At 41.6% G+C, this 21,457-nt stretch carries 21 protein-coding genes and 1 pseudogene; 5 read left to right on the top strand and 17 right to left on the bottom strand.

The genetic code is table 11. The features are described 5' to 3' along the window. Positions 1-174: 174 nt before the first annotated feature. Both trxA (AB5935_RS16800) and trxA (AB5935_RS16795) read left to right on the top strand, forming a co-directional pair. Positions 175-471, top strand: a complete 297-nt coding sequence (trxA, locus tag AB5935_RS16800) for a thioredoxin (RefSeq protein ID WP_038608973.1) — start codon at positions 175-177, stop codon at positions 469-471. 3 nt (positions 472-474) lie between these two features. Next, positions 475-933 (top strand): thioredoxin, encoded by a 459-nt coding sequence (trxA, locus tag AB5935_RS16795; RefSeq protein WP_007837314.1) that lies wholly within the window; start codon positions 475-477, stop codon positions 931-933. A 104-nt stretch (positions 934-1,037) separates the two neighbouring features. Here the strand turns inward: trxA (AB5935_RS16795) and AB5935_RS16790 are convergent, their stop codons facing one another. Both AB5935_RS16790 and AB5935_RS16785 read right to left on the bottom strand, forming a co-directional pair. Further along, complete coding sequence (locus AB5935_RS16790) at positions 1,038-1,589, bottom strand: NADH peroxidase (protein ID WP_005846285.1); 552 nt, start codon at positions 1,587-1,589, stop codon at positions 1,038-1,040. Between the two features lie 64 nt (positions 1,590-1,653). Further along, positions 1,654-2,076, bottom strand: a complete 423-nt coding sequence (locus AB5935_RS16785; protein WP_007837310.1) for a Fur family transcriptional regulator — start codon at positions 2,074-2,076, stop codon at positions 1,654-1,656. Positions 2,077-2,241: 165 nt separating this feature from the next. Between AB5935_RS16785 and AB5935_RS16780 the strand changes: the two genes are divergently transcribed. After that, on the top strand, positions 2,242-4,167 hold the full coding sequence (locus AB5935_RS16780; protein ID WP_007837308.1) for an NAD(+) synthase: 1,926 nt from the start codon (positions 2,242-2,244) through the stop codon (positions 4,165-4,167). An 89-nt stretch (positions 4,168-4,256) separates the two neighbouring features. Here the strand turns inward: AB5935_RS16780 and hisB are convergent, their stop codons facing one another. From hisB to AB5935_RS16750, 6 genes are all read right to left on the bottom strand, one after another. Continuing rightward, a complete protein-coding gene (gene hisB, locus AB5935_RS16775; protein ID WP_368327497.1) occupies positions 4,257-5,375 on the bottom strand; it encodes a bifunctional histidinol-phosphatase/imidazoleglycerol-phosphate dehydratase HisB in 1,119 nt (372 codons plus the stop codon). 3 nt (positions 5,376-5,378) lie between these two features. After that, on the bottom strand, positions 5,379-6,419 hold the full coding sequence (gene hisC / locus AB5935_RS16770; RefSeq protein WP_007837304.1) for a histidinol-phosphate transaminase: 1,041 nt from the start codon (positions 6,417-6,419) through the stop codon (positions 5,379-5,381). Between the two features lie 2 nt (positions 6,420-6,421). Next, positions 6,422-7,702 carry a histidinol dehydrogenase gene (hisD, locus tag AB5935_RS16765; protein WP_007837303.1) on the bottom strand — a complete coding sequence of 427 codons (1,281 nt, stop codon included), beginning with the start codon at positions 7,700-7,702 and terminating at the stop codon, positions 6,422-6,424. Positions 7,703-7,751: 49 nt separating this feature from the next. Beyond that, a complete protein-coding gene (gene hisG, locus AB5935_RS16760) occupies positions 7,752-8,603 on the bottom strand; it encodes an ATP phosphoribosyltransferase (protein WP_038608969.1) in 852 nt (283 codons plus the stop codon). 229 nt (positions 8,604-8,832) lie between these two features. Continuing rightward, positions 8,833-9,324 (bottom strand): PaaI family thioesterase, encoded by a 492-nt coding sequence (locus AB5935_RS16755; protein WP_007837299.1) that lies wholly within the window; start codon positions 9,322-9,324, stop codon positions 8,833-8,835. Between the two features lie 10 nt (positions 9,325-9,334). Continuing rightward, positions 9,335-9,634, bottom strand: a complete 300-nt coding sequence (locus AB5935_RS16750; protein WP_007837297.1) for a Dabb family protein — start codon at positions 9,632-9,634, stop codon at positions 9,335-9,337. A 106-nt stretch (positions 9,635-9,740) separates the two neighbouring features. Between AB5935_RS16750 and udk the strand changes: the two genes are divergently transcribed. Continuing rightward, on the top strand, positions 9,741-10,352 hold the full coding sequence (udk, locus tag AB5935_RS16745) for a uridine kinase (protein ID WP_007837295.1): 612 nt from the start codon (positions 9,741-9,743) through the stop codon (positions 10,350-10,352). Continuing rightward, complete coding sequence (locus AB5935_RS16740; protein ID WP_007837294.1) at positions 10,349-11,728, top strand: transglycosylase SLT domain-containing protein; 1,380 nt, start codon at positions 10,349-10,351, stop codon at positions 11,726-11,728. The genes udk and AB5935_RS16740 overlap by 4 nt, the downstream gene beginning before the upstream one ends. 15 nt (positions 11,729-11,743) lie before the next feature. On the opposite strand, the gene AB5935_RS16735 is transcribed toward AB5935_RS16740, so the two are convergent. The 9 genes and pseudogenes from AB5935_RS16735 to AB5935_RS16695 all read right to left on the bottom strand — a co-directional run bounded on the left by AB5935_RS16735 (position 11,744) and on the right by AB5935_RS16695 (position 21,457). Beyond that, entirely contained in the window at positions 11,744-11,881 is a 138-nt protein-coding gene (locus AB5935_RS16735; RefSeq protein WP_007837293.1) for a hypothetical protein, read from the bottom strand. 134 nt (positions 11,882-12,015) lie between these two features. Further along, complete coding sequence (locus AB5935_RS16730; protein WP_008673663.1) at positions 12,016-12,204, bottom strand: hypothetical protein; 189 nt, start codon at positions 12,202-12,204, stop codon at positions 12,016-12,018. A gap of 656 nt (positions 12,205-12,860) precedes the next feature. After that, a pseudogene (locus AB5935_RS16725) lies at positions 12,861-13,010 on the bottom strand (AAA family ATPase); the annotation flags it as partial. Between the two features lie 242 nt (positions 13,011-13,252). Then, positions 13,253-14,548, bottom strand: coding sequence for a sensor histidine kinase (locus tag AB5935_RS16720; RefSeq protein ID WP_007837280.1), 1,296 nt, complete (start codon positions 14,546-14,548; stop codon positions 13,253-13,255). A gap of 22 nt (positions 14,549-14,570) precedes the next feature. Further along, on the bottom strand, positions 14,571-15,926 hold the full coding sequence (locus tag AB5935_RS16715) for a sigma-54-dependent transcriptional regulator (protein ID WP_007842465.1): 1,356 nt from the start codon (positions 15,924-15,926) through the stop codon (positions 14,571-14,573). 85 nt (positions 15,927-16,011) lie between these two features. Further along, positions 16,012-17,496, bottom strand: coding sequence for a TolC family protein (locus AB5935_RS16710; RefSeq protein ID WP_007837277.1), 1,485 nt, complete (start codon positions 17,494-17,496; stop codon positions 16,012-16,014). A gap of 153 nt (positions 17,497-17,649) precedes the next feature. Then, a complete protein-coding gene (locus tag AB5935_RS16705) occupies positions 17,650-18,894 on the bottom strand; it encodes an ABC transporter permease (protein WP_008673667.1) in 1,245 nt (414 codons plus the stop codon). Positions 18,895-18,906: 12 nt separating this feature from the next. After that, positions 18,907-20,163, bottom strand: a complete 1,257-nt coding sequence (locus tag AB5935_RS16700; protein ID WP_038608964.1) for an ABC transporter permease — start codon at positions 20,161-20,163, stop codon at positions 18,907-18,909. A gap of 22 nt (positions 20,164-20,185) precedes the next feature. Continuing rightward, positions 20,186-21,457 (bottom strand): ABC transporter permease, encoded by a 1,272-nt coding sequence (locus tag AB5935_RS16695; RefSeq protein WP_007837266.1) that lies wholly within the window; start codon positions 21,455-21,457, stop codon positions 20,186-20,188.

Genomic DNA, 21,457 nt, shown 5'->3' with positions numbered 1-21,457 from the left:
TCAAGCTCTGTATGGAGTAATGATACGACCCTTTCTTTAGTCTTTTAGGATGCTCAAATTTCAGATTATAAGTTCATATTTCCAAAAACTAATTTGGACACACCCACTTACTTTTAAACAAAAAACACACTATAAACGTTTTTATTATAATAAAAATAACGAAAGGAGAACATTATGGAAAGATTTGAAGATTTAATCACCTCAAACATCCCTGTATTAGTTGATTTTTTTGCTGAATGGTGCGGACCTTGCAAAGCCATGAAACCTATTTTAGAAGAATTAAAAGGAATAAAAGGGGAAAAAGTAAGAATTGTCAAAGTAGATGTAGACAAACATAAAGAAATTGCTGCATACTATCAGATTCAGTCAGTTCCCACACTAATGATTTTTAAAGACGGTAAGCAATTGTGGCGACAAAGCGGTGTAATGCGTGCCAATAATTTAAGCATAATTCTAGCCCAATATGAATAAAATATGAAAAAAACAATCACGTGTCTTTTATTAACTACCGGATTAACAGGATATCTCAGTGCCCAGACTCCTTTCCGAGATAAGTCAGATAAAAATGAAGGAAAAGTCATACATATGGACAAACAAATGTTCTTGGATAATATATTTGACTACACCTCCGGTTCCACTGACTGGAAATACAAAGGAGAGAAACCGGCAGTTATTGATTTCTACGCCACATGGTGCGGTCCTTGCCGTATGGTTGCCCCTCTGCTAAAAAGTCTGGCCAAAGAATACAAAGATCAAATCGTAGTTTACAAAGTAGATACAGACAAACAAAAAGAATTATCTGCTGCCATGGGGATACAGTCACTGCCCACCATCATCTTTATCCCCAAAACGGGACAGCCGCAAATCATTATAGGAGCGGCCAATAAAACTACTTTCAGGAAAGCTATTGAAGAAGTATTACTGAAAGAATGAAAAACAAGGCCTATACATCTCTAATCTAAATATAGCCAATAAAAAGAGAGGGGACAATAATAATTACTCCCCCTCTCTCCATTTATACTATAAAAAATCGTATATTATTTCTTGAAATATCTGTTGTACAAACCTTCAAAACCTTTACCGTGACGAGCTTCGTCTTTAGCCATTTCGTGAACTGTATCGTGAATAGCATCCAAGTTCAAAGCTTTTGCACGAGTAGCAATACGTTTCTTGTCAGCACAAGCACCTGACTCAGCATTCATTCTCTTTTCCAAGTTAGTCTTTGTATCCCATACACAGTCACCCAGCAACTCAGCAAACTTAGCAGCATGTTCTGCTTCTTCCCAAGCATAACGTTTGAAAGCTTCAGCAACTTCAGGATAACCTTCGCGGTCTGCCTGACGGCTCATTGCCAAATACATACCAACTTCCGTACATTCACCCATGAAGTGGTTGTTCAAATCCTTAATCATTTCTTCATCACAACCTTTTGCTACGCCGATAACGTGTTGGTCTGCAAATTCCAAGCCACCTTCTGTTTCTACCATTTCGTTAAACTTAGAAGCAGGCGCTTTACACAACGGACATTTTTCAGGAGCTGCATCACCTTCATGAATATAACCACAAACTGTACAAATAAACTTTTTCATAATTTCTTTTTTTATTAGTTAGTCAATATTTTATTTATTAGTTAGTCATCTACTCTCTATCTTTCTAACTTCTTTCTTTGTCTTCTTTAGAACAAACGGGGCATATACCTTTATAATATTGGTGAATTTCATCCACCTTGAATCCATTCATATCAATTTGCTCTACTTGCTTCACTTCATTACTGTAGGGCAAATCAAATATTTTACCACATTTCTTACAAAGGAAATGAGCATGCAGGGAAGTATCACCGTCAAAACACGCATTCTTTTCATCAATTGTAAGCATTAAAGCTGCTCCATGCTCGACAAAGAGTTTCAGTGTATTATACACTGTAGTCTTGGACAAGGTTGGAATGTCCTTGCATAGCGCCAAATAAATCTCATCGATAGAAGGATGAGTTTTATGGGCCAACAAATAATCCATAATAGCTATGCGCTGTACGGACGGCTTAATGTTATAACTGATAAGATAATCGTAACTCTTCATATATTCCCTTTTTGTAACTATTACAATTTTATTTCATGTGCAAAGATAGATAGTTATTCGCAACAAACAAATAAATCACGTACTTTTTTTTATTTTTTTTATTTAGGGGTATAAATCGGGAAAGAATGATTAATTTTGCAAGTATATATAATAATTAGGTATAATATGAAATACGGTTTTGTAAGAGTGGCGGCTGCCATTCCGATAGTGAAAGTGGCTGACTGCAAATTTAATGCACAACAGATTGAAACTCAAATTGCCATAGCAGACGGGAAAGGAGTACAAATTATCATTTTTCCCGAACTAAGTATTACAGGGTATACTTGCGCCGACTTGTTCGGTCAGTCTTTACTGTTGGAAGAAGCAGAAATGGCTTTAATGCAGATTATGAATAATACCCGACAAATGGATATCGTCTCCATTGTAGGGATGCCTGTGGTTATGAATTCCACGCTGCTGAATAGTGCTGTTGTTTTCCAAAAAGGAAAAATACTGGGTATTGTTCCCAAAACATATTTACCTAATTATAAAGAGTTCTATGAACAACGCTGGTTTACCTCTGCTCTAAACCACCCAGATGGTAATGTACGTCTCTGCGGACAAAATGTACCGGTCAGCGCCAACCTGCTTTTCGACACTCCGGAAACTTGCTTTGGCATTGAAATCTGCGAAGATATGTGGGCCCCCATTCCCCCCAGTTCCGCATTAGCATTGAAAGGAGCGGAAATCATTTTCAATATGTCTGCCGATAATGAAGGGATAGGCAAGCATAATTATGTCCGTTCATTAGTCAGTCAACAATCAGCACGCTGCCTGGCAGGATATGTATTCAGTTCATCCGGTTTCGGCGAATCGACTACAGACGTTGTTTTTGCAGGCAACGGACTGATATATGAAAACGGCACATTACTTACCGAATCTGAACGTTTCTCATTCAAAGAACAGTTAGTCATCAGTGAAATAGACGTAGAGCGTCTTCGTGGCGAACGGTTGACCAATACCACTTTTGCCGCCAATATCGGCAACTGCCCGGGACGTCCCGCCATCCACATCAGTACAGAATTTGTTAACACACGCGATCTTAGTCTTACACGCAGTATAGAAGCCCATCCTTTTGTTCCTCAGGGCAAAGAATTGGATGAGCGTTGTGAAGAAATTTTTGCCATCCAAATAGCAGGGCTTGCCAAACGTTTGGTACACACTCACTGCAAGACTGTAGTAGTCGGTATTTCCGGTGGTTTGGATTCCACCTTGGCACTTTTGGTCTGTGCCAAAACTTTCGACAAATTGAATTTGCCACGAAAAGGCATCATCGGCATCACCATGCCTGGTTTTGGCACTACCGACCGCACTTATAATAATGCTCTCCATCTGATGGCTTCATTAGGCGTTACTATTAAAGAAATCAGCATTAAGGAATCCTGCATCCAGCATTTTAATGACATAGACCACGATATGACCATACACGATGTGACTTACGAAAACAGTCAGGCACGCGAACGGACTCAAATTCTGATGGATGTTGCCAACCAACTGAGCGGTCTTGTCATTGGTACAGGAGACCTTTCAGAACTTGCCCTAGGCTGGGCCACCTACAATGGCGACCACATGTCTATGTATGGAGTCAATGGAAGTATTCCCAAAACATTGGTCAAATACCTGGTAAATTGGGTGGCTTTGAATGACATGGATAATGAATCACGTATTACTCTGCTCGATATTGTAGACACTCCTATCAGCCCCGAACTGATTCCTGCTGATGAAAACGGCAATATCAAACAAAAGACAGAAGATTTGGTAGGGCCATACGAACTGCATGACTTCTTCCTTTATCAATTCCTACGTTTCGGTTTTCGTCCCGCCAAGATATTCTTCCTGGCAAGTATCGCTTTTCGTGATACATACGATGAGGCAACAATCAAAAAATGGCTTACTATATTCTGCCGCCGTTTCTTTCAACAACAATTCAAACGTTCCTGCCTGCCCGATGGTCCCAAAGTGGGATCCGTATCACTCAGTCCCCGAGGTGACTGGCGTATGCCAAGCGATGCAAGTGCAGCTTCATGGCTGAAAGAATGCGAAGAGCTATAAACCATATAAAAAAGTAAGTTAGCTTCAAAGACAAAGTAACTTAACTTAGTTGGGCAAATAAGTTAAGTTACTTTGTCTTTGAAGCTAACTTAAATACATCCCTTGCTTGAGGGTACTTCAAAATAGTAAATATCTCTTCGCACAGCCATCTTTATGGCACGAGCCAAAGCTTTGAAAATACCTTCTATTTTATGATGCTCATTCTGCCCCTCGGCTTTGATATTTAAATTCATACGAGCTGCATCACTCAATGATTTAAAAAAATGAGGAAACATCTCGGTAGGCATCTCCCCTATTTTCTCTCGATGAAACTCAGCATCCCATACTAACCATGCTCTACCGCCAAAATCCAAAGCTACCCGACAAAGACAATCATCCATGGGCAAGCAATATCCGTAACGCTCAATGCCACGCTTGCTACCCAATGCCCGATAAATACATTCACCCAAAACAATGGCAGTATCTTCAATAGTATGATGTTCGTCCACTTCCAAATCACCTTTTACTTTAATGGTAAGATCAATACCACCATGTTTTCCAATCTGTTCCAACATGTGATCAAAAAAACCAATACCTGTAGAAATATCACACTTTCCGCTGCCATCTAAATTTAAGCTGATATAAATATCCGTTTCCTTCGTAGTACGACGGACCTCCGCTATACGTTCTCCGGCAAAAAGAAATTCAGCGACCTTATCCCAATCTGTAGTAACCAGTACACAATAGGATTCCAGTTCTTTTTCTTTCAGAATATCCATATTATCTTGCAGCAAGATAGCCTTACATCCCATATTTTTAGCCAGTTCCACATCTGTAACACGGTCACCAATAACAAAACTGTTAGCCAAATCATAATCACCGGTAAGATATTTTCCCATCATTCCTGTTCCAGGCTTGCGGGTAGGCACATGGTCTTCCGGAAAACTGCGGTCTATCAAGATATCATCAAAAGTGATACCTTCCCCCTCCAATGTCTTCAACACTAGGTTGTGCACCGGCCAAAAGGTATCCTCAGGAAAAGAAGAAGTACCGAGGCCATCTTGATTGGTAACCATCACAAATTCAAAGTCGAACTTACTGCGGATAAATCCCAAATTACGAAATACCTTAGGATAAAACTCCAATTTATGGAAAGAATCCAATTGGTAATCAACCGGTGGCTCGATAACCAACGTACCGTCACGATCTATAAACAACGCTTTCTTCATATTTCAACATTCATAATTCTTCAATGCTTCCAACAACATATCATTCTCCGGACGTGTACCAATAGTCACACGCAAACAATCACGACATAAAGAAATATTGGTACGGTTACGCACTATGATACCTTTACCTACCAAATAATTATATATTTTCTTGGCATCTGTCACTTTAGCTAGAAAAAAATTAGCATCCGTAGGATAGATTTTCTCACAACAAGGCAGTTCTACAAATTCATTGACCAAACGCGTCCGTTCTTCCAATAACGACTTTACCCAACGTTCTACCTCATAATGCCGATGCAACATCATAACAGCCTCTTTCTGTGTCAGCAGATTCACATTATACGGATATTTAATCTTACTGAAAATAGAGATGATTTCTTTAGACGCAAAGGCCATGCCCAAACGAATGGCAGCACATCCCCATGCCTTAGAAAAAGTCTGGAAGACAATCAAATTAGGATATTTATCTAAATCGGCAAGGAAAGACGGCGCATCAGAAAAATCGGAATAGGCCTCGTCTATAATCACCAATCCCTGAAAAGTATCCAGCAATTTTTCCATTTCCCTACGATCCAGGTTATTACCGGTTGGATTATTGGGCGAGCAAAGAAAAACCAGTTTGGTGTGATCGTCTGTTGCCGCCAATAGTTTGTCGGCACTGAACTGATAGTTTTCATCCAACAACACCTTGCGATATTCTACATCGTTGACATCGGCACACACCTGATACATACCATAAGTAGGGTCAATAGCCGCTACATTATCCACCCCCGGAATACAGAACGCGCGATATACCAAGTCAATAGCCTCATCACTGCCGTTTCCCAGAAAGATCGTATCGGGGTCTACCTTTTTAATAGGAGCTATCATATTCTTCAGTTCCCGCTGCATAGGATCAGGATAACGGTTATTAGGTGTATTGTACGGATTCTCATTGGCATCCAGAAAAACAGATGCCTCCGCTCCATTATATTCGTCACGTGCCGATGAATAGGGTTTCAAAGCCCAAATATTCGGGCGCGTCAATTCTTTCAAATCTTTCATCTTTATACTGTTTTTAATCTTACGGTTACTGCATTCTTATGCGCACCCAGTTGTTCATTAGCCGCCATCACCTCAATAGCAGGACCGATATTCTGAATACCCTCACCATTAATCTCCTGAAAAGTGATTTTACGGATAAAACTATCCAGGCTCACCCCACTATACGCTTTGGCGTAACCATTGGTAGGTAAAGTATGATTGGTTCCGGATGCATAATCACCGGCACTCTCCGGAGTAAGTGAACCTAGAAATACAGATCCGGCATTGACAATACGCTCTGCCAGTTCCATATAATCCTTGGTCTCGATAATCAAATGCTCGGGAGCATATTCATTCGTCAGAGCAATTGCCTCATCCATATCCCTCACCAAAATCAATTTGCTGTTTGCCAACGACTTTTCGGCTATTTTCCATCTGGTAAGCAAAGCCAACTGGCGTTGTACCTCATACTCCACCTCCTTCATTAATTTCTCAGAAGTAGTTATCAGCATGGCCTGACTATCAACTCCATGTTCCGCCTGTGAAAGCAAATCGGCTGCCACAAATACAGGATTAGCCGTCTCGTCGGCCAGCACTTCGACTTCAGAAGGGCCGGCAGGCATATCTATCGCAACATCCCGCAAAGAAACCTGCTGCTTGGCAGCCGTTACATATTGGTTACCCGGACCGAAAATTTTATAAACCTTAGGCACACTTTCCGTTCCGTATGCCATAGCAGCGATGGCCTGCACCCCTCCTGCTTTGAATATTTTATTTACTCCGGCCAATTTTGCCGCATACAAGATAGCAGGATGAACCTTTCCTTCTTTATCAGGAGGAGTACAAAGTACGATTTCCTTGCAACCTGCAATCTGTGCCGGAGTAGCCAACATCAATACGGTAGAAAATAAAGGCGCCGTGCCTCCGGGAATATACAAGCCCACCTTTTCAATAGCAACAGCCTTCTGCCAACAAGTTACACCAGATACAGTCTGCACCTTTTTCCCTTCAAATCGCTGAGAATTATGAAAAGTATGAATATTTTTCTGTGCCAGCATAATAGCTGCCTTCAATTCAATAGGTACCTCCTTTTCCGCTTCAGCAATTTCCGTTTCAGTAACCCCCAGTAAGTCCAGTTTCACCTTATCAAAACGTTCTTCATATTCCCTCACCGCTTTATCTCCTTCCGTCTTCACTTTATCCAGTACTTCTTTAACCGTATCGCGCAGCGTGTCTGTATTTAATGCCGGACGACGGAGAATTTCCACCCAGTCTTTCTTTTCAGGATATATTATTTTCTTCATACATGTATTCTTTTATAAGTTTACAAATCTCGCCTGACGTATGGACCGGCTATAATATCATTTTCTCAATGGGCAATACCAAAATACCTTCCGCGCCCAATGCCTTCAGTTTTCCGATGATCTCCCAAAAACGTTTCTCGTCAAGCACTGTATGTACCGAACTCCATCCTTCTTGTGCCAATGGCATCACAGTAGGACTCTTCATACCCGGCAGCACTTCGATAATTTCTTCCAAACGCTCTGTCGGAGCATTCATCAAGACATATTTCTTGTCTTCGGCAGCTTTCACCGCTTCAATACGGAACAAGAGTTCATTCAAAATCTCTTTCTTCTCCTCAGACATATTCTTATTGCCTATCAGCAATGCCTCACTTTTCATAACCACTTCCACTTCCTTCAAGCTATTGCTTACCAAAGTCGATCCCGAACTTACAATATCAAAAATAGCATCTGCCAAACTGATTCCCGGAGCAATCTCTACCGAACCGGTAATGACATGAATATCAGAATGAATACCATTCCGTTCCATGAAATCTTTCAAAATGCCGGGATAAGAAGTCGCAATCTTGCGTCCTTCAAACCAAGACAACCCCGGATAGTCCACATCTTTAGGTATAGCCAATGACAAACGGCACTTGCTGAATCCCAAACGTTTAATCACCTTAGCGTCTTCTTTTCTCTCTACAAACTCATTCTCGCCTACAATCCCTAAATCAGCCACTCCACCAGCCACCGACTGAGGAATATCATCATCGCGAAGAAAAAGAACTTCGATAGGAAAATTAGATGACTGTACTAAAAGAATTCTTTTAGAAGCGGAGATTTTAATATCCGCCTCTTGTAATAATGCCATTGTCTCTTCAAACAAACGGCCTTTTGACTGTACTGCAATTCTAAGCATGATTCTATCTGTTTTTTAATTATTAACCGGCAATAAAAAGGGCTTACCGTTTTCGGCAAGCCCTATATCATCATACTACAATATCATCTTAGCCCACCGAGTTATTCGTTAGGAAAATGATGATGATGTGTAGCTGTTCTAACCATAGTCTTTTCTTTTTATTTGCGACAAAAATAAAGTTTATATTTGATATCAGCAAATAATTATCGCAAAAACTTTATTTTTTCTTTCAAATTAAAGGTATTATCTCATCTTGCTCCACCTCGCAGCTCAAAAAATGCATTTCTTCCTTCGCCTTCTCTTGCGGAAAAGTGAAATAAGTGCATAGAGCCTTGGTGCAAAGTTCCTCTTTATTATTATAAATAGCCGCTTCTACAAATACGATATTGCGCTTCCTCTCCTTTATGGAGGCTTTCAATACAATATACGAATCGTTAGTATTAACAGGCTTCATATAACGAGTTTCCATTTTGGACGTAACACCGGTAGTCTGTAGTTTACGCAAAACTACCCATGCACAAATCTCATCCAACAGCACCGCCTGAATACCTCCATGCAACGTATCAATCCACCCCTGAAACTGTGGCTGAGGTTTCCAGATACTGATTACCTCATTCCCGTCTTCATAAAATTCCATCTTCACTCCGGCGTCATTATTAGGAGCACAGCCAAAGCAATTATATCCTTTCATCCCCTTCCAGGGATTGATTATCTTTTTCATAAGCTATCTTTTATAATTCATAATCCACACAAGCACGATCAGCCTTAACCTCTTTTAAGAGGCCAGCAGCAGCTACATGATCCGGATGAACGGCATAGGCATTGACATCTGCCAGCGTATCGAATTCACTATCCAAACAAATATCCCATTTTTCAGCAGAATTGGTATTCAGCCCCACAAATATATGACGGATAAAACCTATCTTGACCGGCAAAGCTTCAATAGCCGCTTTAAAATCATTCATCACTTTCAATTTTTCTTCTTGTGAAAGAGTTTCTTTCAATTTAAATAAAACAATGTGCTTAACCATACTTGATATTTTAATTAATTATCCTACTTTTGTAATTGACACAGGGCTTAAAGTATTTAGCCTGATGCAAAAGTAACAGTTTTGTTTTAAAATACATTCTATTATTATGATAATTATTGGCATAGCCGGCGGAACCGGTTCAGGAAAGACCACTGTAGTTAGAAAAATCATAGAGAGCCTGCCCCTAGGTTCCGTTGCAGTCATTCCACAAGATTCATATTATAATGATCAGTCATCCATTCCCTTGGAAATACGTAAACAAACCAATTTCGACCATCCCGACGCTTTTGACTGGCCGCTCTTTGAACAACAGATAGCCGAATTACGTAAAGGACATCCCATTGAACAACCTACCTATTCTTATATAATATGTACACGCCTGCCCGAAACCGTCCATGTAGAGCCTAAGGAAGTCATCATCGTAGAAGGTATCATGAGCCTCTATGATAAAGAGTTACGCGATCTGATGGATTTAAAAATTTTCGTGGATGCCGAACCCGATGAACGTTTGCTGCGTGTGATTACCCGCGACATGGTGGAACGCGGCCATCCCTTGGAAATGCTGATAGACAAATACCGGAACATTCTGAAACCGATGCATGACGAATTCATAGAGCCTACCAAACAATATGCCGACATTATTATCCCCAATGGAGGCAACAACCAAAAGGCCATTGAAATCCTTAAACTATATATTGAAAAGATTTTAGGAAGATGAAAAATGTCTGGCTATTAGTCCTTGCCTGTATATGCATGACAGCGTGCCGCAACCGGCAACAATCTGCCGAAGTGACAAATTATGATTTGCCGCAAATAAAAGACAGCGGAGAATTAGTAGCCCTGACCTTGAACAGTTCTACCTCTTATTTCGACTATCGGGGCGAGCCTATGGGATTCCAGTATGAGCTGGCCGATCAGTTTACCCGCTCATTGGGCGTAAAGCTGAAAATAAAAGTAGCACAGAATGCCCGTGATCTGGTCCATAAACTATTACAAGGAGAAGGAGACCTGATAGCCTATAATCTACCTGTCACCAAAGAGTTTAAAGATAGTGTAGAATTTTGCGGGGAAGATATTATCACCCATCAGGTATTGGTACAACGCAATACTCAAAAAAAGAAGAAAGCACTGAATAATGTGACAGAATTAATAGGGAAAGAGGTCTATGTAAAACCAGGAAAGTATCTGGAACGTCTCATCAATCTGGATAAAGAACTGGGTGGCGGTATATTGATACACGAAGTCAATAATGACAGCATCACCACCGAGGATTTAATCATGCAGGTTTCCAATGGTGAGATAGATTATGCCATCTGTGATAACGACCTTGCCAAATTAAACAAGACTTATTACCCCAATCTGAATATTGACCTGGCTGTCAGTTTTGACCAACGTGCCTCATGGGCCGTACGTAAGACCTCACCGCTACTAGGTGAAGCTGCTACTAAATGGCATCAGGAAAATATAACTTCTCCTGCCTATCAGGCCAGTAGCAAGCGTTATTTTGAAATAAGCAAACGGACACCTCACGGTTCCATCTTGTCCGTCAAAGACGGAAAGATTTCACACTTCGACACTCTATTCAAGAAATATGCCAAAGAAATAGATTGGGACTGGCGTATTTTAGCTTCCCTAGCCTATACAGAATCTAATTTTGATACGACAGCCGTATCATGGGCAGGCGCGAAAGGATTAATGCAGCTCATGCCCCGGACGGCGCGTGCTATGGGAGTTCCTCCCGGTAAAGAACAGAATCCGGAAGAGAGTATAAAGGCCGCTGTGAAATATATCGCTGCCACTTCCCGTTCTTTCAACGCAATAAAAAATGAAAACGAACGGATGAAATTTGTCTTGGCGGCTTATAACGCCGGAATAGGACACGTACTGGATGCCATGGCACTGGCTGAAAAATATGGCAAGAATAAATATGTATGGGATAATAGCGTAGATGACTATATCCTGCTTAAAAGTAATGAAGAATATTTCAATGATCCGGTTTGTAAGAATGGATACTTCCGAGGGGTAGAGACTTACAATTTCGTTAAGGAAGTAATGAGCAGAGGGGAAGTGTATAAAAAGAAAATCAAAGACTGACAGCCACTCCTTTTATTATTTCAGGTGGACTTTAAAAACCACTCCGCCGGAAAAGTAACGGCAGCGGTTGAACTCTATCACCGCATTGATATAATCTTTCCAAAAGCTGTATTCAGCACCTATATTAATTGTACGGGCGTCATATTCAGCCATAAGGTTCAGTTCCAACCGGTTCCGTAGGGTTGAAACTTCAGTTCCATCAGGCTGGAACTAAGGTTTCACCAGATTGTAACTATGGCTTTGTCGGGACGCAACCATAGTTCTGGCGATCCGCAATCAGATTCCCATCAGGATGTAGTCAGTATCTTGTTCGTTGGTGGACGATATTCTGCCGGTCCGGTTTCCGGGTGCTGTGTGCCTGTATTCCCGCCTTTTCCCAGCGTTTGATCATCCTCCGCCTCCTGTTTCTTCCCCCTCCTACGGACTTTTTGGGGTAGAAAAGAGGTAAAAGTGGTGGCAGCAGCCCTTTTTACCATATAAAAAAAGTGCTGCCACCACCCTATGAAACGTCCTGCTCATGGTGCTTTCAGTGGAAAGAGTGATAGCAGTGGCAGCAGTTTTGCAAAACTCTGTGGTGGAGGTTTTCGCGTAAGATCCGGAATTTCATCTCAAAAGATAAGGACGTTTTTTAAAAAGATCAAGAACTTTCAAAAAAAGATCAAGAGCTTTTTTAAAAACGTCTTGATCTTTTTACCGCTGCCGGAAATACCGGGAACTTTGCGATCACACTCCATAGAAGTACAAACCCTTTACACACACTTTTTACGATAAAAAGCCAGAAAACGCCCTACTTTATATCAAGCCGGAATATCCTACAAAAAAAGAATATATAGCTGACAACAAGCATGTTATACAGAAATATGCTTCAAAACGTAGTGAGGGCATGAGAGATTAGTGAGGGCATAAGGAAGAGCAACTATTTTTACCACAACTACACAAATTATTCATGATCAACATGTTACATATACAGTGAGAGCATGAGGGCATAAACGCTCCCAACTTTTTTGTGGATTTGGGCTGATAACGATGAATAAAATAATGTATCAAGCTATTTTATAACGTTACTTACTTATTCCAAACTACAGGATATTTTCAGGCTTGTCCGGATATTACCTCACCTCTTTCCGCCCTTCATAATACTTTTGCCGAAACGGCGCGGACGGCTGAAAAAATAAATACTTCCTCTACTCACCGACTGGTAGATAAGGTCGGTCTTATCCACATAAACATATCCGTTTTCACGGATTTGACTAAAAGTCTGTATGCCGATAGGGTATTTCATAATTTAATTATTTAGCACATAATATTGTGAAGATAAACTAAACAAACCGATTTCATTCAATCCTGATTAAACATTTTTCATCGCGGACGACTTAGCATAATAAAAAGAGTTTTCATTTTGAACTGAGATTTCGAAAGAACCAACAGCACACAAAGAAACACCCGAAAGACATTTACTATAAACCCTCCCTCCCTTTTCACTTCCTTGCGGAAGCATCAGCGTGGTAAAGTGGTAGAAAATCATCAGAAACGGATACGGAAACGGGTCAGTTTATCCGGATAGGTACGAAGAGAGAAAGTACACCCATGTTTTATCAAAACTTCACGAATAAAAATAAGACCGATACCCTGTCCGTTAGGCTTGGTGGAGAAGAAAGGACTGAACAGTTTGGTTTCCACCTCTTTACTGATACCGGCACCGGTATCAGCAATTTCCAACATCGTAGGTGATACGGAAGTACGGATAAAGATATCTCCTGTTTCCCCGATACTTTCAGCCGCATTCTTGATAATGTTGACTAGTACTTGCTCAAACAGAGAAGTATCCATCATCACTTCAGGATTCTCTTTACATAAATCAAGATGCAGCGTAATCTTACGGTTACGGCAAACCGTTTCCATAAATGTCTTGCAAGCGGCTACGCGGTCATTCAAGTCCACTGATTGTAATTGAGGCTCGGGAATCTTCACCACATTGGCAAAATTTGTGATAAAACGGCTCATGCTGTAGCAACGCTCTATGCAGACTTTCATCACTTCGCGCAAGTCTTCCGTATCCTCCATACATTCCAAAGCGCCATCCACCGTATCAAGAGTAGAGGTAATGCCCGCAGTCGTATTATTCACCTCATGTGCTATCATACGGATCACTTTTTCGTATGCCTTTTTCTCTGCTTTCACCACCTCGGAAGTCAGACTTTCCACCAGAATAAACGGATGAGAGAATCCTCTGTCAACAAAAGAAAGCCGGGAACAGCGGTAAATCATGGAGTCGCTCAGACGAATTGTTTCAGTAGTATCTTTGGGAATACGTTCTATTTCTTCGGCCAAAGGGGAAGCCAACTCGCACAGCAATCGGCCTCTGACTTCCTCTGCCGAAGAATAATCCAAAAAACGAAGAGCTGCAGCATTTAGCATGGAAATATGTCCGTCCAAAGTCAGTATGACAACTCCCATGGGAGAAGCGCTGACCAGCAGGTCAAGAAAATGATTCTGCTCACGCAACCGAAGGCGCTCGTCTTTCAACTGCTCCATCATGCGGTTGAAAACCAACACAATGCGGTCGGCTTCCTTTTGTCCGACAGGAGTCAGTCTACTGCTGAAATCCTGCTCACGAAGAAGCTCCATACCGTTGCCGATGATATCAAGCGGTTTCACGACTTTGCGATAGAAATAAACCAGAAACACAAGACTGAATGTAATAACTCCCTCTCCTATATAAAACAACGCACCGCGTTCCTTCAATGTAAGAACGAGCAGGATAGTCCATACTGCTGTCAACAGTAATGCTAAAAAGAAGAACAAGAATTTCAGTTTCATATTTTATCCGGTTCCGTTTTTGCTAATCATTCACTTGTATATTGTATTTCTCCAAACGGCGATAAAGAGCAGCCCGACTGATTCCTAAGGCTACGGCAACCTGTGACATATTATTGTTATACTTCTCAAGCGTTTGTAGAATAGTCTGCTTTTCTATCTCCTCCAAGGTCATGCCTTGCAGATTCGTTGTCACCTTCTGTTCTATAGGATGCTGGTATTGTGATTTAAAATCATCCGCAGTCAATATTTCCTTTCCACTGACCAGCAAGGTACGTTCCACCAAATTCTTTAATTCACGGATATTACCCGGATAAGGCAAACGGCTTAAATAATCCATCGCTTCAGAAGTAAATTCCACTTTGGAAAGACCGTTCGATTCACATTGTTTGTCGGCAAAATGACGGACCAATAACGGAATATCCTCACGGCGTTCGCGTAATGCCGGAAGATGCACCGTAATTAAATTAATACGATAGAACAAATCCTCGCGGAAGGTGTGTTCCTGCACCATCTGTCGTAAATCGGCATTCGTCGCACTGACCACACGGATATCGACTTTACGGGGACGGCTGTCGCCCAAGACTTCAAAAGTCTGTTCTTGTAACACGCGAAGCAGTTTCACCTGACAGCTTAAATCCAAATCGCCAATCTCATCCAAGAAAATCGTACCTTTATCAGCCAGTTCAAAACGTCCTACCCTGTCGGCTGTGGCATCCGTAAACGCACCTTTCTTATGACCGAACATTTCACTCTCGAACAAAGTATGAGAAATTCCTCCCAAGTTCACTTTCACAAAAGGTTTCTTGCTACGGGGACTGTTCAAATGTACCGCTTCGGCTATCAACTCCTTGCCTGTACCACTTTCACCGGTAATCAAGACCGATGCGTTGGTACGCGCTATCCGCTTGATCGTGGCCAGCACATCCATCAGTGCTTTACTCTTTCCAATGATATGGCTACGGTCGAAGCCGTCATTATCTTCCACCGGAACCTCTGCTTTCTTATCTTGTGAAGTCAGTTCCAAAGCCGTTTCTATCCGTTGCATCAACGCCACGTTGTTCCAAGGCTTGGTAATAAAGTCAAATGCACCTGCCTGCATCCCTTGCACGGCAAGCTGGATACTTCCCCATGCTGTCATCAATATAACGGGAACATCGGGCCGGAACACTTTGACCTGTTTCAAAAGAGTCAATCCTTCTTCACCACTGGTGGACAGGGTGAAGTTCATATCCATCAAGATTAACTGGGGCGCAACCGAACGGACTATTTCAATAGCCTCTTTGGGACCCGGTACGGCCTGCACATCATATTTCGCCCTTTTCAGCATAAAGCTCAGAGAAGAACGAATGGCACTGTCATCGTCTATAATTAATATCATAATGCTGCAAATGTAGAAATTATTATTTTAATAAGTACAAAGACAACCCCATTTTATATTCAAACAGAATTGAATAGTGAAAATCCTATTGTTTGATAATCTTCTCGAAATCGGCATCAATATTAGTATTGGTATTGAAATCCCACAATGTCAAGCTGCGCAACTGGTAATAATAGTACCAATAATAGAACAACTCATTGATATGCTTCTGACGAGCCTCATCTTTCTTTGACTGGGAATCATTCAAATCCAATGTCGAGATTTTACCGACCATGAAGGTTTCCACATTGGTGCTGTAACGTTTCTGGGCAATCTTGTCCGCATCGTCTGCTATCTGCAACTGGGCCTGCTGGTTATTGAACTGTTCTACAAGGATAAACAGATTCTGATTGAAATTCATGGTCTCCTGACGTAGCTTGCTTTCAGTCACATCGCGGTTACTTTGAGCAATCTTTACCTGACCACGACGTTTTCCCCAGTCAAGAATAGGAATTTTAAAACCAACTTCTACAATCTGGTTATCTTTCAAACGGCGGTATGCACTATTAAATTCATTGTCTGTTCCTGTAAAACCTACCTGTGCATAGAGCTTGATTTCACGTAAATTACCTTTCGCCTTAGCCACTTCAAAATCTGCTTCCAACTGGCGGCGACGAATATTGTGCGCAAATGAATTATTGGCAAGTGCTTTGTCCAAAACATCCGGATAGTTCAGCAATACAGTCGGAATCGTCTCGGGAACAACCGGTTCCAATTCCTCATCTTCTCCTAATGCTAGAAATGAACGGAGTTTGAACATATTACTTTTCAAGTTGCTTTCATTTTCAGTCAACGTAGAACGGGCATTCAATACATTCAGTTCCAATTGCAACAAATCATTTTCACTGATCTGCCCCATACTACGCTTTGCCTTAGCCACTTCATACAGTTTATCTGCATTCTTCAGATTCTGTCGGGCGATGCCTACATTTTCCTTAGCCAACAACAAATTGAAAAAATAGTTGATAGTAGTCATGGTTACCTCTTCGGTTGCAGTAAGAAATGCGGCTTTAGCTTCAGCGTATCTCACCGGTTCGATGCGGCGGTTCCATTTAATTGTATTCACTCCGAAAATAGGTTGTTCCAAAGTCAATGCCACAGGAACAGACATATATCGTTTTGATTTATCTCCATCCAGTTGTTTCAAGAAATCAAGAGAGGTATTCAATGAGAGTTTACCACCGGTCAACCAAATATTCTGATCGATAGAAACTTCACCATTCATTTCCATATAATTATTACGTACAAATGTATAAGCACCGTTATCCTGCTGATAAGAATTATACTTCTTATTATAGCTGGGAATAGTGGCTTCAAAATTCATTTCCGGAAGCAAATCCGCACGGAAAGTACGATATTCCCAATAAGCGGTTTTCAGCTCGTTTAAAGCTACGGCCGCATCTACACTTTGCACACGGGCAATAGTAATGGCTTCCTCCAAAGTGATGGCACGTCGCTTTTCTTGTGGCTGCGCTCCGGCAACCAACGATATGCCAAAGGCTAAAAATAGAGATATTACTTGTTTTTTCATTGCGTTATTATTCTTTTTATCAAAGGTAAGGCAAATGGTATGCCAAAAAACTATTTCACTGTTTTATAACACCTTACGACAAAAATGGAGTGTCCGAAATCGGACACTCCATTCATATACGAACACTGCTGATCATGTGACAATGAAATAACATTATTCATTATGCAACGCGTCTGCCGGCTCAATCCCCATCGCTTTCCGGGCGGGGAAATAAATGCCGAGCAAAATTATTATCCCCAACAACAGCATGGCCGACACAAAACAAAGCAAAAAACGTCCCCAAGCAGGTTCCATTAATGTATGCACAGTAAGATCCGCCATCTGCATATTCGCACAAACAAAAACAGCGGGAATGGCAGCCGAAACCAAGAGAAGGATGCCCTCAAGTACATAATAACCAAATACATTCATCCTACTGCAACCTAGTGCCATACGCAAAGCTATCTCACTTCGGTTTTTACGAGTCCGAAACCAGAAAGTACCCAGCATCCCTAAAAATATATTGAAAACAAAGAAAAGGATAACGGCATAGGTAGTATTCAGATAATTCACCGTTCCTTGCTCTATATCGAAAGCTTCCTTCATATCGCCATACGAATTTATATCGTATAAGTAATAAGGGCCGATAGATAATTTCCCTTGCATATCCTGCATAAAATGTTCGGTAAATCCCGGTATGGAATTGGAAGCCACACGCACCGCAATGTGATGCCAATGAGTCAGCGGCGGACTGGGAAGATAAATAAAAGGTTCGTAACGCTCGTACTCATCGGTCTTATGAGCAGGAAGTACCGCCATTACCTTATAATTAGTTTCCGGTTGCACACTATTCAGAAAATAAGGATTGAAACAAGTCTCCCCTACTCCATTGCGTCCGCTAAACAAGGAATCACTTAACGTTTCACTCATCAACACCGGCATGGGGTATTCATTCTTGTCCCAACGCTCCGCCTCAAATGAGCCTGATAATGGCTGCAAACGAAATACCTTGAAATAAGTAGGGCTGACATAACGGATGAAACAGCCTACCACATGGGTCGAATCCGAATGCGGAGCATATCCCTCATACATATTATTTCCCGTATAAGGTATTGTCCCATAATAAAAACAAGCTTCCTCCACCCCTTGATATTGTTGGATTAAATGATAGATTTGTTCCAAATATTCAGCAGAATGACTCATTAATACAGAATCATTTTGCAAAGCCGGCTTAATATTCAATTGAATATCAAAAACATTCTCCGTGTCATATCCTTTAGTCTGACGGGCAGCAGCCTCATAATTATAAACCAGATCGATGCTGTACCATAGCAAGATAAGAACAACAATCAATTCAACCCACACCCATACATTGGCGTGCCTCTGGTTCCACATTTGTCTGAATAAACTCTTTATCATTTTTCTTTCCTCCTATTCTCCTTTGATGGTAGTCGCAATATTACGATGTGTGACCATCCATACCGGAATCAATACCGACAATAAATTAAAAACAACACATACGCCGAAAACCAACACAAATAAAGCAGGATGCAACAACAAACCTCCATCCAGACTGATATCTGATAATTCTACCTCGCCGCTACCAAACAACCATACACGTCCCAGCCAAACCAACACACACGAAAACAGATATCCTAAAATTCCACCCAAAAAGACCGTAAACAGATTCTCTAAAAACAACCTCACCATAATGGAAATACGTGATGCACCATACGCCTTGCGAACTGCAATCTCTGTCACACGCTCCTGCATTCGGGCAGTGGTCATACCTGAGATATTAATAGCAGGAACAATCAGCAAGACCATCAATAACATACTGTAAACCAACGGTGCACTAATATCTTTTCCACGAAAAAAGGTATATTCCGTATGAGTATAGAGTTCGTTCATCTCGAAAGCATATTCTGCCGTTGAACTATTCAAACGATCCTGCCGATGCTGTACTTCAGTCCGTACCTCTGCAGGACGAGTGTCCGGCAGCAGTTTGAGCAATCCCAGACGGATTCCTCCCAAGCCCCCTGTCCAAGTAGCATAATAGTCTTCATTTTCCAATGAGAAAGGAACAAAAGCATCAGCGTATGCTGTCTGGAAAATAGCATTGACATCTTTCACCACGCCTACCACTTTAGTCGGAAAAAAATTACTTTGATATTCTTTTCCTACCACATCCGTCGTGCCGAAAAGCTGCAAGGCCATACGCTCGGTTACCACACTGACACACCGACGGGCATCATACTCCTCTTGTGTGAAAGGACGTCCCGCTATAAATTCATAATCAAAGAACTTAAACCAGTTATCAGCCACAGGCCGCACAAAATAGTTGAATATCTCATTCGAAGCGGACAAGTTACAAGGGGTCTTGGAAACGCCACGATACCAAGTAACCTCTTTTACACCAGGGAGCTCTGAAAACAATGCTTCAAAAGCCTTGCGTCCCATACCGCTGTTCTGGTTGGTATGATCCTGCTTACGATAGGTCATTCCCGAACCTGTATACATCATATCGCTCCGATCACTTTCCGGAGCCATATCCATTGTACGGAAGTCATAAATCATCACTACCACCATAACAAAAGCGATAGTGACAGCTGTTCCTATAATACTGATTGTAGCATAAAAAGGATTCTGCCGTATCAGATTAAATGCTTGTAATAATAGCTGTTTCATTCGTTTTATCTCTTCATTTTATTTATTCTTCATGTAATGCCTCAGCCGGTTCGATACTCATGGCACGACGGGCAGGGTATCCTATTCCAATGACAATCATTCCAGCAATCAGAATGAAAGTGCCCAGAATTGTAATCGCAAAACGACCTTCCGTAAAAGGCATACGTGTAACTTCCACCAGTTCGGCATATCCCAAATTCCACGCTACGACCAATGCAGGAATAGCAGATACCAACAATAAAAAGACTCCTTCCCCCATCAGACGACCGCAGATTCCCCAACGGGTAGAACCTAAAGCTATACGCAACGCAATTTCGACACGCCGATGCTGTGTCCGGAACCAGAAAGTTCCGATAATGCCTAGAAAGATATTCAGCAATAAGAAAAATATGATACAAAATTGCGTATTCAACTCATTCACCGAATCCGTTTCATAAGCAGTGCGTACATCACTCAAAGGAGTTATATCCAAAAGATATAGATTGCCCACCTGATATTGACGGTCGGCATCCACTATCAAACGGTCTATGAATCCATCATTCTGTCCCTCACGAACACGTAGGCAAACTTCTATATAAACCGTTTCGCCCAAGGATTCCATTACCTCATCTGTCAGGTACACAGCAGCATAACGGGAGCCGTAATCATCCGGAGCTGTAAAATGATCATAACGGACCGGCTCGGTAAGAGCAGCTATAGAAAGGTGCTCCGCCTCCGGCTCATTCCGCCAAACAGGCACCCTACGCCCTAAAAGTTCCTTACCATGCCAAGGTGCATCCTGATAAACATCGGCAATATTCACAGATAAGACCATGCCGGACGGTGTCAGTGCCTCAGCAAGGCTTTCACTATCCGAACCGTCTATATTGCGATAACGGAATACATTAAAATACTCCGGAGTTATCCATCGTTTCAAACTACGTACCGGGACTGTATCCAGATAAAATGAAAAACTGTTTGCACCGTCATTATAAGGTATACAGTTTTGCGAGAGGCTGACTGCTTCCACATCCGGACGATGCGCAAGCCTGTTTACAATTTCATGCAAATCGGCAACATCTTCTTTCATAGTACGGCCAGGCTGATAAGCAGCCGCCTTCGAAGTCATCCGCTCAAAACGAAGAACATACGTATTTTCTATATCAAAGCCCATCGGCAAATTATAGATGCTCAATGTGACATATACCACATCCACAATATACCATAATATGACAAACACCACAAAAAGTTCCATCCACAGAAACGCATTGCTGCGGCGCTCGTTCCATATCTGTTTCAATAAATTCCTGTTCAT

It is taken from the genome of Phocaeicola sp. RTP21198st1_B8_RTP21198_201120, from assembly GCF_040929485.1.
Taxonomy (GTDB): Bacteria; Bacteroidota; Bacteroidia; order Bacteroidales; family Bacteroidaceae; genus Phocaeicola; species Phocaeicola dorei.
The sequence above is the reverse complement of the archived record's forward strand: the minus strand, read 5'-3'. Positions and strand labels throughout refer to the sequence as shown.

Excerpts from the sequence above, each read along its gene's own strand:
- AB5935_RS16715 (WP_007842465.1), bottom strand. The coding sequence starts at position 15,926 with ATGATATTAATTATAGACGATGACAGTGCCATTCGTTCTTCTCTGAGC.
- hisD (WP_007837303.1), bottom strand. The coding sequence starts at position 7,702 with ATGAAGAAAATAATATATCCTGAAAAGAAAGACTGGGTGGAAATTCTC.
- AB5935_RS16790 (WP_005846285.1), bottom strand. The coding sequence starts at position 1,589 with ATGAAAAAGTTTATTTGTACAGTTTGTGGTTATATTCATGAAGGTGAT.
- udk (WP_007837295.1), top strand. The coding sequence starts at position 9,741 with ATGATAATTATTGGCATAGCCGGCGGAACCGGTTCAGGAAAGACCACT.
- hisB (WP_368327497.1), bottom strand. The coding sequence starts at position 5,375 with ATGAAGAAAGCGTTGTTTATAGATCGTGACGGTACGTTGGTTATCGAG.
- trxA (WP_007837314.1), top strand. The coding sequence starts at position 475 with ATGAAAAAAACAATCACGTGTCTTTTATTAACTACCGGATTAACAGGA.
- hisC (WP_007837304.1), bottom strand. The coding sequence starts at position 6,419 with ATGAAAGATTTGAAAGAATTGACGCGCCCGAATATTTGGGCTTTGAAA.
- trxA (WP_038608973.1), top strand. The coding sequence starts at position 175 with ATGGAAAGATTTGAAGATTTAATCACCTCAAACATCCCTGTATTAGTT.
- AB5935_RS16780 (WP_007837308.1), top strand. The coding sequence starts at position 2,242 with ATGAAATACGGTTTTGTAAGAGTGGCGGCTGCCATTCCGATAGTGAAA.
- AB5935_RS16740 (WP_007837294.1), top strand. The coding sequence starts at position 10,349 with ATGAAAAATGTCTGGCTATTAGTCCTTGCCTGTATATGCATGACAGCG.
- AB5935_RS16735 (WP_007837293.1), bottom strand. The coding sequence starts at position 11,881 with ATGGCTGAATATGACGCCCGTACAATTAATATAGGTGCTGAATACAGC.
- AB5935_RS16730 (WP_008673663.1), bottom strand. The coding sequence starts at position 12,204 with ATGGTAAAAAGGGCTGCTGCCACCACTTTTACCTCTTTTCTACCCCAA.
- AB5935_RS16720 (WP_007837280.1), bottom strand. The coding sequence starts at position 14,548 with ATGAAACTGAAATTCTTGTTCTTCTTTTTAGCATTACTGTTGACAGCA.
- AB5935_RS16705 (WP_008673667.1), bottom strand. The coding sequence starts at position 18,894 with ATGATAAAGAGTTTATTCAGACAAATGTGGAACCAGAGGCACGCCAAT.
- AB5935_RS16695 (WP_007837266.1), bottom strand. The coding sequence starts at position 21,457 with ATGAACAGGAATTTATTGAAACAGATATGGAACGAGCGCCGCAGCAAT.
- AB5935_RS16755 (WP_007837299.1), bottom strand. The coding sequence starts at position 9,324 with ATGAAAAAGATAATCAATCCCTGGAAGGGGATGAAAGGATATAATTGC.
- AB5935_RS16710 (WP_007837277.1), bottom strand. The coding sequence starts at position 17,496 with ATGAAAAAACAAGTAATATCTCTATTTTTAGCCTTTGGCATATCGTTG.
- hisG (WP_038608969.1), bottom strand. The coding sequence starts at position 8,603 with ATGCTTAGAATTGCAGTACAGTCAAAAGGCCGTTTGTTTGAAGAGACA.
- AB5935_RS16700 (WP_038608964.1), bottom strand. The coding sequence starts at position 20,163 with ATGAAACAGCTATTATTACAAGCATTTAATCTGATACGGCAGAATCCT.
- AB5935_RS16750 (WP_007837297.1), bottom strand. The coding sequence starts at position 9,634 with ATGGTTAAGCACATTGTTTTATTTAAATTGAAAGAAACTCTTTCACAA.
- AB5935_RS16785 (WP_007837310.1), bottom strand. The coding sequence starts at position 2,076 with ATGAAGAGTTACGATTATCTTATCAGTTATAACATTAAGCCGTCCGTA.